At 41.4% G+C, this 14,969-nt stretch carries 20 protein-coding genes; 4 read left to right on the top strand and 16 right to left on the bottom strand.

All coding sequences use genetic code 11. The features are described 5' to 3' along the window. The 8 genes from NMM25_RS09660 to NMM25_RS09625 form a co-directional block, all read right to left on the bottom strand. The coding region (locus NMM25_RS09660; RefSeq protein ID WP_254736738.1) for a YSIRK-type signal peptide-containing protein at positions 1 to 578 on the bottom strand (578 nt) is incomplete at its 3' end. Between the two features lie 158 nt (positions 579 to 736). Continuing rightward, a complete protein-coding gene (locus tag NMM25_RS09655; protein ID WP_001283889.1) occupies positions 737 to 1,402 on the bottom strand; it encodes a TrkA family potassium uptake protein in 666 nt (221 codons plus the stop codon). A gap of 13 nt (positions 1,403 to 1,415) precedes the next feature. Beyond that, positions 1,416 to 2,795, bottom strand: coding sequence for a TrkH family potassium uptake protein (locus NMM25_RS09650; RefSeq protein ID WP_254736737.1), 1,380 nt, complete (start codon positions 2,793 to 2,795; stop codon positions 1,416 to 1,418). A 33-nt stretch (positions 2,796 to 2,828) separates the two neighbouring features. Then, the gene (locus NMM25_RS09645; RefSeq protein ID WP_254736736.1) at positions 2,829 to 3,593 is read right to left on the bottom strand and encodes a nucleoside phosphorylase; all 765 of its coding nucleotides are present in this window, start codon (positions 3,591 to 3,593) and stop codon (positions 2,829 to 2,831) included. A gap of 272 nt (positions 3,594 to 3,865) precedes the next feature. Beyond that, entirely contained in the window at positions 3,866 to 4,489 is a 624-nt protein-coding gene (locus tag NMM25_RS09640) for a TetR/AcrR family transcriptional regulator (RefSeq protein WP_000361924.1), read from the bottom strand. A gap of 39 nt (positions 4,490 to 4,528) precedes the next feature. Next, positions 4,529 to 5,611 (bottom strand): ABC transporter permease, encoded by a 1,083-nt coding sequence (locus NMM25_RS09635; RefSeq protein ID WP_254736735.1) that lies wholly within the window; start codon positions 5,609 to 5,611, stop codon positions 4,529 to 4,531. Position 5,612: 1 nt separating this feature from the next. Next, complete coding sequence (locus NMM25_RS09630) at positions 5,613 to 6,329, bottom strand: ABC transporter ATP-binding protein (RefSeq protein WP_254736734.1); 717 nt, start codon at positions 6,327 to 6,329, stop codon at positions 5,613 to 5,615. Positions 6,330 to 6,755: 426 nt separating this feature from the next. After that, a complete protein-coding gene (locus NMM25_RS09625; RefSeq protein WP_254736733.1) occupies positions 6,756 to 7,991 on the bottom strand; it encodes a carbohydrate-binding domain-containing protein in 1,236 nt (411 codons plus the stop codon). Between the two features lie 201 nt (positions 7,992 to 8,192). On the opposite strand from NMM25_RS09625, the gene NMM25_RS09620 reads away from it, so the two are divergent. Both NMM25_RS09620 and NMM25_RS09615 read left to right on the top strand, forming a co-directional pair. Next, positions 8,193 to 8,969, top strand: a complete 777-nt coding sequence (locus NMM25_RS09620; RefSeq protein ID WP_254736732.1) for a polyphosphate polymerase domain-containing protein — start codon at positions 8,193 to 8,195, stop codon at positions 8,967 to 8,969. Beyond that, a complete protein-coding gene (locus tag NMM25_RS09615; RefSeq protein ID WP_254736731.1) occupies positions 8,962 to 9,645 on the top strand; it encodes a DUF4956 domain-containing protein in 684 nt (227 codons plus the stop codon). Before NMM25_RS09620 ends, NMM25_RS09615 begins: the two co-directional genes overlap by 8 nt. A 44-nt stretch (positions 9,646 to 9,689) precedes the next feature. Here NMM25_RS09615 and NMM25_RS09610 read toward each other — a convergent pair whose 3' ends face one another. Both NMM25_RS09610 and NMM25_RS09605 read right to left on the bottom strand, forming a co-directional pair. Beyond that, positions 9,690 to 10,253: a sugar O-acetyltransferase gene (locus tag NMM25_RS09610; RefSeq protein WP_254736730.1), complete on the bottom strand. Its 564-nt coding sequence runs from the start codon at positions 10,251 to 10,253 to the stop codon at positions 9,690 to 9,692. A 15-nt stretch (positions 10,254 to 10,268) separates the two neighbouring features. Next, the gene (locus NMM25_RS09605; RefSeq protein ID WP_254736729.1) at positions 10,269 to 10,406 is read right to left on the bottom strand and encodes a hypothetical protein; all 138 of its coding nucleotides are present in this window, start codon (positions 10,404 to 10,406) and stop codon (positions 10,269 to 10,271) included. A 22-nt stretch (positions 10,407 to 10,428) separates the two neighbouring features. On the opposite strand from NMM25_RS09605, the gene NMM25_RS09600 reads away from it, so the two are divergent. Both NMM25_RS09600 and NMM25_RS09595 read left to right on the top strand, forming a co-directional pair. Further along, on the top strand, positions 10,429 to 10,737 hold the full coding sequence (locus NMM25_RS09600; RefSeq protein ID WP_000468876.1) for a rhodanese-like domain-containing protein: 309 nt from the start codon (positions 10,429 to 10,431) through the stop codon (positions 10,735 to 10,737). Between the two features lie 320 nt (positions 10,738 to 11,057). Beyond that, entirely contained in the window at positions 11,058 to 11,354 is a 297-nt protein-coding gene (locus tag NMM25_RS09595; protein ID WP_041170828.1) for a rhodanese-like domain-containing protein, read from the top strand. 221 nt (positions 11,355 to 11,575) lie between these two features. Here NMM25_RS09595 and NMM25_RS09590 read toward each other — a convergent pair whose 3' ends face one another. The 6 genes from NMM25_RS09590 to NMM25_RS09565 form a co-directional block, all read right to left on the bottom strand. Further along, positions 11,576 to 11,833, bottom strand: coding sequence for a metal-sensitive transcriptional regulator (locus NMM25_RS09590; RefSeq protein WP_002880547.1), 258 nt, complete (start codon positions 11,831 to 11,833; stop codon positions 11,576 to 11,578). A gap of 199 nt (positions 11,834 to 12,032) precedes the next feature. Continuing rightward, positions 12,033 to 12,590 (bottom strand): DUF3592 domain-containing protein, encoded by a 558-nt coding sequence (locus NMM25_RS09585; protein WP_254736728.1) that lies wholly within the window; start codon positions 12,588 to 12,590, stop codon positions 12,033 to 12,035. 76 nt (positions 12,591 to 12,666) lie between these two features. Continuing rightward, complete coding sequence (locus NMM25_RS09580) at positions 12,667 to 13,329, bottom strand: hypothetical protein (protein ID WP_254736727.1); 663 nt, start codon at positions 13,327 to 13,329, stop codon at positions 12,667 to 12,669. Between the two features lie 270 nt (positions 13,330 to 13,599). Continuing rightward, complete coding sequence (locus tag NMM25_RS09575; protein ID WP_254736726.1) at positions 13,600 to 13,845, bottom strand: hypothetical protein; 246 nt, start codon at positions 13,843 to 13,845, stop codon at positions 13,600 to 13,602. After that, positions 13,835 to 14,284, bottom strand: a complete 450-nt coding sequence (locus tag NMM25_RS09570) for a hypothetical protein (protein WP_254736725.1) — start codon at positions 14,282 to 14,284, stop codon at positions 13,835 to 13,837. The genes NMM25_RS09575 and NMM25_RS09570 overlap by 11 nt, the downstream gene beginning before the upstream one ends. Beyond that, positions 14,281 to 14,946 (bottom strand): lantibiotic ABC transporter permease, encoded by a 666-nt coding sequence (locus NMM25_RS09565; RefSeq protein ID WP_254736724.1) that lies wholly within the window; start codon positions 14,944 to 14,946, stop codon positions 14,281 to 14,283. Before NMM25_RS09565 ends, NMM25_RS09570 begins: the two co-directional genes overlap by 4 nt. Positions 14,947 to 14,969: the final 23 nt, after the last annotated feature.

The following is a 14,969-nucleotide window of genomic DNA, read 5'->3' as shown; positions in this document are numbered from 1 at the left end:
ACTTGGTTGACACCGGCTGTGAAGGGACCAGGGAAGTTAGCCTTGTCCAAGTAAGTGGCTGGGACATCTACTGTATCTTTGGTATTGTCAGCCACACCTTTTTGGACTTCAGCTGGAGTGGTCGCTGGTTGTGCTTCACTGGCTTCACGGTCTTGCCCAGAAACTGTAGACGCAGGACTTTCCACAGATTTAACTGCATCTTCTGTTTGTTTCTTAGAATCTGGCTTTGCTTGCATTTCTTCTTTTGGTGCTACTACTGGCTCTTTAGCAGTTGCGTCCGCTTTTTCTGAAGAGCTTGTCGTATCCTCACTTGCTTTAGGTGTTGGAATAGACTGTTCTGAAGGAAGAGCTACATCGACTGCTTTTTTGAGAACCTCTGCTGGTAAGTCGCTCTTTTCACTCACCGAAGCAGCGTCTGGCACGACTTGGGCAGGAGTCGGATTGACGACATCAGCACGCGCAGAACTTGGTTGACCGACTAGGACAAAGAAGCCACTGGCCACAACAACTGAAGCAACACCGACACTAAGACGGCGAATTGACCAACGAGTATATCTCTGATTTGGATTGAATTTCATAGGATTCTCCTTAGAGTTTTTCTTTTTTTTGATGACTCTAGTATAATCTCCTAAAATTAAAAAGGATTAAGAAAAAGTTAAAATTTTTCTTAAATCCCTCTTATAAAATACTTATATTGATTCATTAATCATTGGGGAAGAAAACAGCCCTTCCTCTCCTACTCACTCAGCTCTGTTAGAGTATCCAAATGTTGGTTATTAATCACCGCCATGATATAGGCGCCTGACCGTAAAAGGTCATCAGGACCGAATTGAACATCTAGAGGAGCATTTTCATAGTCACGAAATCCAAGTACATTGAGATTGTATCGCCCACGTAAATCTAGCTGGCTAAGGCTTTTCCCTGCCCAAGATTGGGGGATTCTCATCTCGACAATTGAAACATTCTTGTCCAACTGAAAGACATCTACGCTGTTATGGAAGAGAATTCTCTGCGCTAACGAACGTCCCATTTCAAATTCCGGTGAGATGACCGAGTCCGCACCAATTTTCTCCAATACTTTTTTAGCCATGTGACTTTTTACCTTGGCAATGACGGTCGGCACTCCTAGACTCTTACAGTGCATGACTGCAAGAACACTGGATTCCAGATTTTCCCCCGTTGCAACAACTACGGTATCGCAGGTGTCAATTCCCGCTGATAGAAGGAGTTCTTCATCCGTGATATCCCCAACTACCCCACGCGCCAGCACGGGTTCAAATTGATTAATGCGCTCCTCGTGGTCATCAATAGCAATGATATTCATATGATGCTTGGCAAGAGCAGCCAAAACACTACTCCCAAAAATTCCCAAGCCTAAAATTCCAATCGTCCGATCTGACATCGTTCTTCCTTTCTTATCCAATGGTGATATCTGCTTTCATATAGTGAATCAAATCTTTCTTGTCTGGCTGGTATTCTGCTAAACTGACCAGTAGTGTCAAGGGGCCAATACGGCCGATAAACATCAACAACATAACGATACTGAGGGCTAATTTACCTAACTCTGGTGTTAAATTAGCCGTCACTCCAACTGTCGCAAGGGCTGAAATGGTCTCAAACATGAGGTAGATAAAGCGCGGATTTCCTTCTGCTGTTATCCCCAGCAGAATCAAGCCCAGCAAGAATGTTAGCAAGAAGATAATAAAGACACTAAAAGATTTTTGCACGGTTCGAGGTTCAATAGTTCTCCGAGCCACATTGGCATGAGGTAAGCCCAATAGTTCGCTACGAGCGAAGGCTAACAAGACAAAGAAGGTCGTAATCTTGAGTCCCCCTGCTGTCCCTCCAGGCGCCCCACCCAGAAACATCTGCAAGATGTAGATCAGCAGGGTGACCGGTCGAGCCTGGGTGTAATCAATAGAAGCAAAGCCTGCTGTCCTCATACTGACAGTCTGGAAAAAGCTAACCAGCAGTTTCTCTGGGACGCTGAGATTCCCAATCGTCCCTGAATTGTTCCACTCAATCAAAAGGGTTGATACTGTTCCAAAGAGTAGAATTCCCGCTGTTAAAAAGAGAACCAGCTTGGTATGGAAACGCAGGCGGCGTTTTTTCTTTTTCCCAAACTGGGTCGCTAGGTCAAACCAGACCATAAATCCTAGACCACCCGTTATAATCAATCCTGCAATCACTAGATTGATCAAAGGGTCCGTCTGAAAGACTGCCAAACTCGTACTTCCAAAATTATCAAATCCAGCATTGCAGAAAGCTGAAATAGCCAAAAAGATAGAGGTTAAAATCCCTCGCCCCCATCCAAATTCAGGAATGAAGCGGAAACTCAGTAGAAAGGCACCGAGCCCTTCTACCAGAAAAGTCGTCAAAAAGATCGATCGGATGAAGTCCTTTAAGGACTGGGTTTCCCCATAACTAAAACTTTCTTGAATAGTCTCACGGCTACGAAGACTGAGCTTTTGTTTCCCTTGGATATAAAAAATTCCAATAAAGGTCATAAGCCCCAAACCACCGATCTGGATCAACAGCATGCAAATCAATTGACCCCAAATATTATAAGTAGAGGCCACCGGCTGGGTGAAGAGCCCTGTCACACAGACCATGGACACAGTCGTAAAGAGATGGTCAAAGTAAGTCGCTTGTGACGTTGTTGCTTGCACAAAGGGGAGGCTTAAAAGGAGCGAGCCCAAGAAGATAACTAAGGCAAAACTTAAAAAGATACGACGGGCTGGCGATAACCGAACCAGCGTCGTCTTTATTTTTTCCAAAAAAGATTTGAATAACATAGCTACATTGTACCATAAAAACAGTAAGAGCACTCACATGTGGTGCACAATAGCAAGACAGAGTTCGAGCGCCTTATCAAAAGCTTCCGAACCCCAGTCACGACTGTCGTAGTTATCTAGATCCGCCAGGGAATCTGCGGTAAAGAGCAGTTCTCCCCAGACAACCCTACGTAACTGAGCTACTGCCGCAAGAGCAGAGCACTCCATCTCCACAACAGCACAGCCTTCTTCCTTGCGATAGGCAATCTTTTCAGCTGTCTCTCGGTAAAAACCATCTGTCGTCCAGGTCATAACTTCCTCGTAAGGAATGCCTTTTTGTTCCAAGACTTGCTCAATGGCAGAGATAGCCTCAATCTGTATCTCCATATAACGAGAAGGTGCTACATAGTGGTAGCTGGTCCCCTCATCTCGCAGAGCGCGAACAGGGATGAGAAAGGCATTCTCCTCTATATCGGCTAGGACGCCACAGGTACCAGTAGAGATGATTTGCTCCACACCATAGCCAATCAACCAATCCATAAACTGGGCCGCTGGGGCAGAGCCCACGGGCGCCTGGGCCAGACAAATCTCCTCGCCTTTATAGTTGAGGACGTAGACTGGATAAGTCTTGGTGGCCGAAACGAACTCACCAATACAGTCCGCTCCTACTTCCTGGGCATATCGGTCAATCTCCTCCTCCAAAAACGCATAGATACACTTCTTTGGCAACTTTAAGTCCAATCCCTCATGTGTTGGCATAAGGACCGCCTGGGGATTGTCATCAAACTCCAAAATGGGAATCGCATGTTTCTGAATCATAACCCACCTCCTGTAATTTTGTACTATTGTATCAAAAGCTGACGGAGTGTCAAGGAGTTGACTTTAGCAAGCCAGAAAACTCCTCTTCCATATATTTAAAAAATCGTTGCACCGCTGGAGAGGTTGGTTTCTGTTTTGGCAAAGTGATTGAGGACTTATAAAAACATATCAAATCCAATAACAAAAAGACATGAATCTGAAATAAGCAGAACATGTCTTTTTTAGCTTGTTTGAAAGTTAAGTAAATAAACCTTAGTTCTTCTAGAACTCCCTTATTTCCACAAACCACCTAAAATCTGTTTTTCTAATAAGTCTAAGTCTTCCTCTTTTATTTCTCCATTATCGCTAACAATATAAAGCTGAGCGAAGTAAGCCAACAATGGACCAACACAAATACGAACCATTTGAGGAATCGTTAACTCTGGATTTACACGTGGATCTGCTAGCAATTCCTTATGAAGCACTCGAAGTTTATCTTGAATAGCATTCCAGATAAAAATCTGTTCATTTTTTAGTTTTTTATTTGAAAAACTCTCCTGCAGAATGATTTTCATCAAAGCACGATTTTTTTTGAGATAGCTCATACGATCATGGACGAGATAACGAACCCTCTCTTCTGTCGTTTCAAAAGCTAAGAGTTCCTCAAAAAAACTACCGAAAATGCCTGGGACTACAGGATGTAAAATAGCCGTCAGTAAATCATCCTTCGTCTTAAAATACTTAAACAAAGTTGCCTGACTTAGTCCAGCACGCTCAGCTATGTGAAGAGTTGAGGTCCCATGGTAACTCCTGGTTGATATGAGATCCACTGCTGCCTGCATGATTTTTTTCTTTCCTTGAGGGTAATTCGCTTCTTCTAAGTAATCTTCAAACGATTCAAAAACAGTCTTATCCATCTAATCTTCACACCTTTTTAGCATTATTTATGTTGATTTCTAAACTTTACGATAACGACGCAATCCAACAATATTGAGAATTGTTAAAATGATCAAGAAAATCATTAAAACACCAAGATTTGGCAAAATATCACCAAGATTGTGTCCGTAAAGAATAATCTGGCTTATTGCATCACCAGAATAGGTTAATGGCAAAAATTTCCCCACAGTTGGAGCCCATTCTCCCATGGATGACAATGGAATAATCCCTGAGAAAAAGAGTTGAGGCATAATCACGAGAGGAATAAATTGCATCATTTGGAATTCTGATTTTGCTAGAGTAGACAAGAGAATCCCAAAAGCTAGTGCTACAAGAGCCAGTACCACATTAACTATTATAACATTTAAAATATTTCCTACAACTTCTACATCTAGTAGCCAAATTGCTGCTAAGACGACAACTGCCGTTTGAAAAATCGCAATAATACCGTAAGACAACATATAGCCATAGACGATTTCAGAACGTTTCACTGGGGTTGCTAACAAGCGATCCAAGGTTCCACTTGTGCGCTCTTTCAAAAGTGCCATACCAGAAATCAAAAAGACAAAGAAAAAGACCACAAAGCCAATTAAAATTGGAATCATATGTGCAAAGAATCCAGTATTTTTATCTCCATATTGGTAAGATTCTTTGATTTCAGGCGCCTTTGCATCTAATTCCAATTGTGGAAGAGCTTGTTTGACACGAGATAATAACTGATCGGTGCCTTCATTGACGATACTTGTTCGTAACACTTGTCGTGTCATAGTTGTTTTAGAAGCATCCGTATTTGCGTAGTCGACCTGATACTCACCATCTTTATACGATATGACTGCATCTACTTTTTCGTCAGCTAGAGCTTTTTTAGCCTGATCTAAGTCTTGATAAGTCTCGACGTCCACATGATCGAGCTCATCCATTTTCGTTACCAAACCAGTTGGTAGATCTTGTGTCGCTAACTTGACATTCACGGTTGTACTAGCTGAAAACATGAGGTTCATCAGCCACATAATAAATACCGGCGCTACAAACATCATAGCCAAGGTTCGTTTGTCACGAAGCAATTCTTTGATAACTTTTTTAGCAATAGCAATGGTTCTCATCTTACTCTCCTTCTGCTTTCAAAAATACTTCTTCAATACTTGAAACTTGATAACTATCTTTTAAGTGTTGCGGTGTATCAAAAGCAATGATTTTTCCACCTAATAATAAGCCGACCTTATCCGTTAACTCTGCTTCATCCATAACATGGGTAGTAACTAATATCCCAATCCCATTGTCTCTAAGCGCGAATAATTCTTTCCAGATTTTCTTTCGAAGAGAAGGGTCAATTCCAACTGTCGGTTCGTCCAAAATCAAGAGCTGAGGATTCCCCAGAAGCGCGATGGCTAAAGACAAACGTCGCTTCATTCCTCCAGAATAACCGGATACCGTTTTATTCAAATGCTCTGTCAGATCTACAACTTGAGCCACATGGGCAATTTCAGCTGTCAGATCTCTTTTGGATAGCCCTTTTAGCTGACCAAAAAATTCTAGATTTTCTTGGCCTGACAAGGTCTCGTATAAAGCATCTGATTGGGCCATATAGCCAATATCTCCTAAAATATAGCGATTGGGCATAGTGTGATTTAACACTAAAGCTACGCCTCCATCAGCCTTTTCCATTCCTAACGTAGTCTTAATCATAGTTGATTTACCAGCACCAGACGGACCAATTAAGCCTATAATTTCTCCTGGCTGCAATTCAAAGCTGACATGATTCAGAACTATTTGATGGTCAAAAGATTTTACTAAATCTTGTAAATGTAGTAATGTTTTCATTTACTTCCTCCTCGGTGAGTGATTACTCACTTACTAAATATAAACCTATTATAGTGAGTAATCACTCACTTGTCAAGGAAAAAATCTGAATTTTTTTAAAAATAAAGCACCAGATATTATTATCTGATGCTTATAATGGATAGCTATTGCTTTTAGAGCTGTTTCTAAATCTCTTCTCGATACTCTGAAATGGTCTTTCCTGTCCACTTTTTAAAGGCCTATTCTTTCTCTGCTTTTCTCAGCCAATCCTACCATCGTCATTGCTATCGCAACTCTAATGACCTTGGCGATGGAAATTCATTTTACTCATTTTTATATGAAACAGACTAAGAAATTTTCAAGACCTAATTGGGAGTTGTTCTAGCTACAATCCATCTCTCAAACATAAAAACTCTCCCTTCTCTTTCGAGAAAGGAGATTATTTTTTTACCCTCGTTTATCTGGGGCTGGACTGCCGTCTTGAGGGCCTCCATTTGGTCCACCGCCTCCAGGCATAGAGTTAACAATTTCCGTTTGTTTTTCACCATTGAGATAGATATCTCCACCTGTGTAGGTCGCTGTTCCATCAAAGTCAAAACCTGTTTGACCAGTCATTTTAATGGTTCCGCCTGTGACCGTGATATTGCCGTTTGAGTCGATTGGATCTGTATCCCCTTGACCAACTTCTACTGTCAGGTTCCCACCGTTCATGGTGAAGAAGATTTCGCTCTGTTGGGCGTTTTTGTTGGCTGCATTAACCCCATCATCTGTTGAGTAGATGGTAATGTCCCCACCGTTGATAGTGATTGACTTGCCTTCAAGTCCTTCTGTCGAATTCTTGACGGTGTAGGTGCCACTATCGATAACCAAATCACCTGATGCATGGATGCCATCATCTCCTGCTGTGACGGTGATGTTGTTGTTGGATAGGTACATGGTTCCGACTGAAGTATTCTCGTCATTGTCCACCTTGACCCCATCTTCTTTGCCATCGATGGTCATGGTCGTACCAGTGATATTGAGTTCATCATTGACATTAAAGGCATCGCCAACTGCTGTGATGTTATAGGTTCCACCCGTGATGTGGAGGGTGTCGTTGGCCTTGATACCATTGTTTTTCTTGCCATCTACATTGAGAGTTCCTTTCCCGTTGATGGTCAAATCCACCTTAGAAAAGAGAGCTGCGTCTGCTTTTTCGTCGCTGTTAGAGCTTGAGTCAGAGAGACTGTTGGTGGTTCCCTCTGCTAGAGTCAAGTAGACATGGCCAGCTGATGTAGCAGATATCGCTGCATTGGTATTGGTCATGGTCGCACCTTTTAGGACTAGATGAACATCTGCAGACTTATCTGCCTCAATCTTGATCTGCACTCCATCAGACTGACCTGAAATTACATAGGTTCCAGATTTTGTGATGGTCACTGTTGATTCAGAGACTGTCACCCCATCTCCAGAGACGTTTGGAGATGAGCCAGATAGTTCAATCTTAGAAGCTGTGCTTTCGTCATAAGAAGTATCATTGTCCTTCTCTGTAAAATAGGATGATTGGTTTGTCTTTGTTGCAGTTGTTGTTGCACTATTTGTCGTTGCATTGGTATTAGATGTAGTTGTTGACTGGGCACATGCTGCCAGCAACACCATTGCCGTTAAACTCGTTGCGAGTAGGGTCCATTTTTTTGATTTCATAGCTTTTTCCTCTCCTTCGTATGATATAGCTAGACAGTCTACAGAAGATTCCTGAAACAAAACTAAAACTTTTCTGAAAGTTTCCTTAAATTCAGTTTCAGTTAAGTTTTGCTTAATAAAACTTTTAGAAATGTCCTCTAGACTTGTTCCAAGCAAGTTTACCTTGTTTAATCTATGATTTATCTAAAGGAGAAATTGCTTATGAAACCCCTAGAAACAAGCTTTGAACGGATCGAAACCAAGTACCTGGTCTCTAAAACAGACCTACAGGATTTAATAGAAGATTTGAAAGACTACCTCGTCGAGGACGACTATCCGACTTCGACCATTTCCAATATCTACTTTGACACAGAAGATTTTCAGCTCATCCAAGACTCCTTGCAGGATCAGCATAAGAAGGAAAAAATCCGTATGCGGACCTATCTCATGCAACCAAGAGCTGACAGCCCCGTCTTTCTAGAAATCAAGTCCAAAGACGAAGCCGGTATCGGTCACAAGCACCGCGTCCTATCCCAGTCAGATACCATCACCCAACTCATCACTAAGGGTTGGGGAGGAGACCTAATCAAAGATAGCTTTCTGGTAGGAGAAGTTCAAAAGCTACGTCAACGCTACAGCGAGGCTCTCAAACCGCGTATCTATATTTCTTATGACCGTTTTTCACTAAAAGACAAAAAGAAAATTCAAGGATTCCGCTACCAAAAAATTCGTGTCACTCTTGACCAAAACCTGATCTATCGTGATGAAGGTGTCAGCCTATTCGCTGACAAAAAAGGCCTGCCTCTCTTAGATGAAGATCTGATCATCATGGAAATCAAGGCACCTGGTGACAAACCGCAATGGCTACAGGATATCCTTGATAAGTATGGGCTGGTAGAGCAAAAATTCTCAAAATACTCCTGCGCCTACCATAAATCACAAGGACTGGCCTATGCCTCACAAACTATCGGAGAAAGTGTAGGTAATGCTTATGTCTAATCTTTTTAACTCTATTTTCAACGACGCAACCGCCACTGCTGACCCCATTCAACTCCTACTCGCCCTTGTCGTCAGCCTTATTCTAGGACTAGCACTCAGCTGGGCCTACAAGCAACGGACTCTTTACACACGGGAATTTGTCATCAGTTTGACCCTTTTACCTTGTTTGATGACGCTGGTCATCTTCCTCGTCAACGGCAGTCTCGGAACGTCAATTGCAGTGGCAGGGACCTTTAGTCTCATTCGTTTCCGTTCTGCCACGAGTGGCTCTCGAGAGCTTATTGCTATCTTTCTAGCCATGATCATCGGTCTGGCGGCAGGGACGGGCTACCTTCTCTTGGCCGTACTCTTCACGGTCTTTATCCTAGGTATTTGGCTCCTTTTGGAAAAACATCAGAGCAAGAGCAATCACCAACGTCGTAGACTCTTAACCATCACACTTCCCAATAAAGAAGACCGCCTAGATACTATACAGGTTGCGCTGGATCAATTTTGCACCGAGTCTGACCTCATCTCAGTAGATACCAGCAATGCTGGTGAATCCTTGCAAACCGTCTACGAAGTTGATCTCCATACTCAAGTAGACGACTTTCAACTGACGAGCTACTTGACAAGCAAGATTCCTCAGTGCGATGTCTCCTTGACCAAGAAAGCCAAAAAGAAGAAAAATCTATAAGACTAAGATAAAAATTACAAAAAGAACAGCCTAAGCTGTTCTTTTTAGTTTTCTTTTACTGGGATTTCCTTAATGACACGCGCAGGATTCCCACCTAGGACGACATTGTCGCCAAAAGACTTGGTAATCACGGCCCCTGCTCCTGCGACGACGTTATTGCCCAGTGTCACTCCAGGAAGGACAATGACGCCACCTCCAGCCCAGAAATTATCTCCAATGGTGATGGGCTTGCCGTATTCAACCCCTGAATTGCGTTCATCCGGATCCAGTGGATGGAGTGGGGTTAAAAACTGACAGTTGGGGCCAAGCATAGCGTTGTTCCCAATGCGAATCGGACAAACATCCAGCATGGTCAAGTTCCAATTAGAATAAAAATTTTCCCCTAGATGGATATTGACTCCATAATCGACCACCAAGCGTGGATTGACATAGAGATTTTGCCCAGTTGAGCCAAACCAACTTTTGATAATCTCCGCCCCTTTCAAGGGATCTAACTCCTGGTTGAAATCCGCCTGCTTCTGACGTGCTGTCTGAGCCAAGGTCCGCAGCTCGGAATCAAACGGATGATAGGGCTCTCCCGCTATCATTTTCTGGTATTCACTGGTCATCTTAATACCTCACACTTAGTTTGAGGCCATCATATCAAAAAGACTTTGAAAGGTCAAGAATAGCCTGCTTTCTAGACTCTCGAAACTAATTCCCTCCCAAGTCAAAACAACTTGCTTGACAAAAGATTGACTTCGTGGTTTAATATACCCCATAAGGGTATATTTGGAGGTGCCTATGTTTCACTTATTATTTACAAAAATTGACAGTATTTCGACCAGCGAGTTAGAAGCTAAACTCAGAGAACCGATTCAGCTACTGGATGTTCGGACGCCTACGGAATTCCATAGAGGTCATATCAAAAATGCCAAGAATGTTCCTTTAACGGAAATCGGTTCTTACACACCTGCGACAAAAGAAACACTCTATGTCATTTGTCATTCTGGTGTACGAAGCAAACTAGCTGCGAAAAAGCTTAAGAAAAAAGGCTATGATGTTATCAATGTCCGAGGCGGTATGAGCGCTTGGACAGGTAAGGTCATCTAGAAGCATAAAATGGGCTACGCAGCCTTGAACCTTATCGAAGGTCTGAGCGACAATATCCAATGGTGTCCGCTCGAAGGCGATCTGACTAAGGGTAAAAATCCCTAGATATACGGACAAGTGGCGAATTTTAGGGGCTACCCAAGGTCGACACCATCCACATTCTCCTAAGCGAACTATGGGAGAACTTGGATGAACCAGACAAGAACCAGGCCTACATCGCTATATTGCAAAGAACAGCCTCCAGCAGGCAGGATTTACCGTCCAAAGCCTTGATGGCGCTTATTCACAATATAAAATGGCTAATCCAGAAGGAGTCAAATATGGAAACTAGTATCAGCATGGCTGACTTTTATGAAAAATACCTAAATGAAAATCTAAATCTTATCGATGTACGTGAAGTGCATGAATTCCAAGCAGGACATGCACCAAGTGCCAAAAATCTTCCGTTAAGTACCTTGGAGCAAGGTTACAAAGAACTCAAACCTGACCAGGAATACCATGTCATCTGTCAAGGTGGAGTACGATCCGCATCTGCTTGTGAATTTCTAAGCGCCCAAGGCCTCACCGTTATCAATGTAGAAGGTGGTATGAATGCTTGGCCCGGTCAAGTAGAATAATGAAAAAACCGATTAAGTTCCTTAATCGGTTTTTTCATTTCTGCAACCCACTGATATAGGATTCGTAGCCCGTCGCTTCTAAAAAAGAAACACATTGATAGTATCTAAAAAGAGGTTTTCTCATTGGTATTGGGGGAACTCATCCGTTTGGCCGACATGATTTTTTTGTCGGAACAAACTTAAATACCTTTGTCTGCATTGTTTATCAATAGCAAATTAGTTTATTTTCGTTTAATCAGGTATCGGATGGCCTTTTCTAGGCGTTCCTTTTGAGCCTCGGGGTCGTCTAGTGGTTGGTTGATACAGTCAGTGAGATTTTCAGTAATGATCATCTCAATCACGCGCTCAACGCTAGATTTCACTGCTGTCAACTGCGTAACAATATCTGCGCAGTCACGATCTTCTTCAATCATCTTTTGAATCCCACGCAACTGACCCTCTGAACGTTTCAGGCGTGTTATATACTTTGAGTTTGTCATTGATTTATCCTTGGTCACTTTTTCTTCATTATATCTCGAATAAGGGGCTTTGTCAAAATTCACTTCCTGTCTGTATTTGTAGGAGGCAACCTCTCCTCTGTATCAGATAGAAAAGATTGATAAGCATGGAAATGGAAAAGAAACTCTGTCCTCCTTGAAGCTCGATGGGAAGTCACGTTTCCTTTCAACCAACTGATCTTTATGCGTATATCTTGGACAAATTGGACAAAAAGGCTAGGATCACTATCCCATAGACTAGAACTAGAGCCAGCCCAAATCCGATACCAAACCACTTGTAAAACTTGTCCATTCCGCTGTAACGCTCGACATAGGCCCTGGTCGGCTTGTCTGGATCATACCAGACCGTCAGTTCCGAATGAAGGGGGAAATGGGTCTGCATCAAGCGTTTGAAGGAAACAAAGGAGTTGCTGTAGCGAGTGATCGAAGTCGCTAGCATATCTTCTCTTGTATAGTCCTTTAAAAATTTAGTAGTTCCCCACGGAATTGTGACCGTTTTGAACATAAAATACTGCAAGGTTTTCTTATAAGCAATCCCATCCACCGTGTATTCGACGATAGGTGGATACCCCTCACGAAAACGGCTATAGCCGATAACCGTTCCAGGAACGGATGACTTGGCAAGGCGGACCAACTTCTGATCTCGAAGATAGAGATAGAGAAAGGCCCCACATACAAATACAAAAGATAGGAAGATGACGATTGTCCCAACTATCAAACCAATCACTTCTTTATTCATATGAACTCCTCCTGTTATTTTATACAGTAAAATCTTAAAACTAACTCATCCAGAAAGGACATCGATGCCCTCGAGTCTACTCCTCGGATTTTTCTTTTGACTGTTTTTCTCTCAAATCTTTCACCGATTTTGATATGATATCTCTCACCTGTTCGTCAGTAAGTCCTGGAATCTGGTAATAAGGATTATTGGATTCGCTTTTTGAGGGTTTTGTTCCTGAACTTTCGGTTTTAGAACTTTGTTCAGTCGAAGACGAGGATTTCGACTCTGAGGAACTGGATTCTTTGGTCTTAGAAGAGCTGGACGACTCAGACTCTGAAGACTTGGACGTTTCAGGCGCTTTAGAATCAAGCTTAGGCGGCTTGTTTACTTGGTCGTTCGGCTGTTTTACAGGTTTATAGAATAGCCCAAAAGACAACAGCAAGGCTATCAAGATCCCAATACCAGCCAAGGTTCTTTTATTGGCTTCAGCCGAGGGAACCTTTACTCCCTTCGTACTAAGTATTTTCCATTCTGGATGCTCTTTTTCTATAGCTTTTTTCTGTCTCCTAAGAGGACCAAGTAGAAAATGATTAAAAGGCACAATCGTTACCATAGCCACCGTTATAAGCGGGACATAATTGGAATGACTTGATACCAGTAGAACATCGAGTATAGCGAGAAGAATGAAGAAGAAAAGCCCCACAAACTTACGAACTTGATGCTCTTTTTTGATCTGCAAATATCTCTCTTGTGACATTATCATTCCCTCTCTTCTTTATTCTTTTGTGAGCTTTATTAAAAATTCGACTTACTCCTTCAACACCCCTACTTTTATATCCGTATAAAATTTCTCATCAATTGATGTGGTAAAAAAGAAGGGAGGGGTCAACTCTTTATAGTCTCGAAAATGAATATAGCCAGCTAAAAAGTCGATTCCTTCTCGTACTAACTCATCATCTGGTTCCAAAATTCTAGTTGAAACAGTATTTAAAATTTGAAACAGGCTGTGATACAAAAAGTCTTTCGGCTAAGCATCTTCAATATACTCTTCTTCTACTGGGATAAACAGTTCCATCAACACATCTTGATTTTCTTCTAACTTGGAATTAATCGTATAAAAGAAAGGTCCTCGAAGCGTATATCCTGATTTTCTTACTTCGTCTAAAAAAGCGTTATAGGTGTCTGGCATCTCTTCTGGAGATACTGTGTAATACCTTGAGATAACATTTCTATATTGTATATCTTGGTATTCTCCCACGTTTTTAAATAGCATCTGAAATCTCCTTAATTGGGATATTAATTTCAACAAAGTGCTGTCCAAATATTGGCAATATCGCTAGAAAAATGGTATCTCCTTGCATTTCCAACCCCTCATCTTGAATATATTGCTTCATTTCTTCAATTTTTGGAAGGAGATGTTCATCAAATGGAGTTACATCAGAGACACACTGCTTAATTGTAAAATGTTCTAGATATTGGAATTCATCATTTCCTTCAATTGGAATGTTTGTCGGAATATAGACCTTAAACAAGGTTTCTCCTAGCTTTCCAAAAGTGCTCAAACAAGTTTCAATCGTCGTCGGACCATTTTTATAAACCCCAGTTTCAAATAATAACTTTTCACACTCTTCAATCAAATCTGGAAAAGAATCCATAGGAATTTTTTTCTCTGTATAAGCAATATTGCTGATATCTATTCTAATTAATTTCATTTTATTTCTCCTCTATAAATAAAGTTATCCGTGCTTTTCTTTTTCCAACCAGTGAATACTCGTGCATACTCAAGCCAATAGAAGGGAAGGCAGGCAATACTTAATCCTACAATACCAGGAATAATATATATCGCTAGTAACATAAATAAACGTCCCATAATTGCTAAAATTGCTGCTAATGAAGCAAGAATAAGTGGAGGAATGTGTAAGATTGTCTTCCTGAACTCTCCAGATGGTAAGGTCTTAGCTTTAGGGACAATTAACAACTGGTAAACAAAGGTTATTAGTTGAAAAATAAGGCTCAATCCAATTAACTTCATGAAAATAGACCAGTAGTCATCTCCTAAAAATATAGAACTTCCAAAAAGTAATTCTACATGAGAAATGAACACGGAACTAGCTGGCACTAATTGCAAAATTTTTGTTTTGGAAAACTTTTGGAATAGCAAGAATATGAACACGAGTACCAGTATATGATAAATAGTAAAACGAAAAACTAGCATACTCATATCATGTGACTCCTCTTTGATAAAAAAAGAACCTATAAATATCAGTAAAGAAAATATTACTTCAATTGCAACAGACCGTAAAAAGTCAGAGTTCTTTATAGGACTAGTATCTACAACTGCCATATTTAAAAATTCATAATATCTTTCTTTCATCTTAGCCTCCTAGCATGAGCTGT

It is taken from the genome of Streptococcus sp. CF10-1 (genome assembly GCF_024295825.1).
In the GTDB taxonomy this organism is placed as follows: domain Bacteria; phylum Bacillota; class Bacilli; order Lactobacillales; family Streptococcaceae; genus Streptococcus.
The sequence above is the reverse complement of the archived record's forward strand: the minus strand, read 5'-3'. Positions and strand labels throughout refer to the sequence as shown.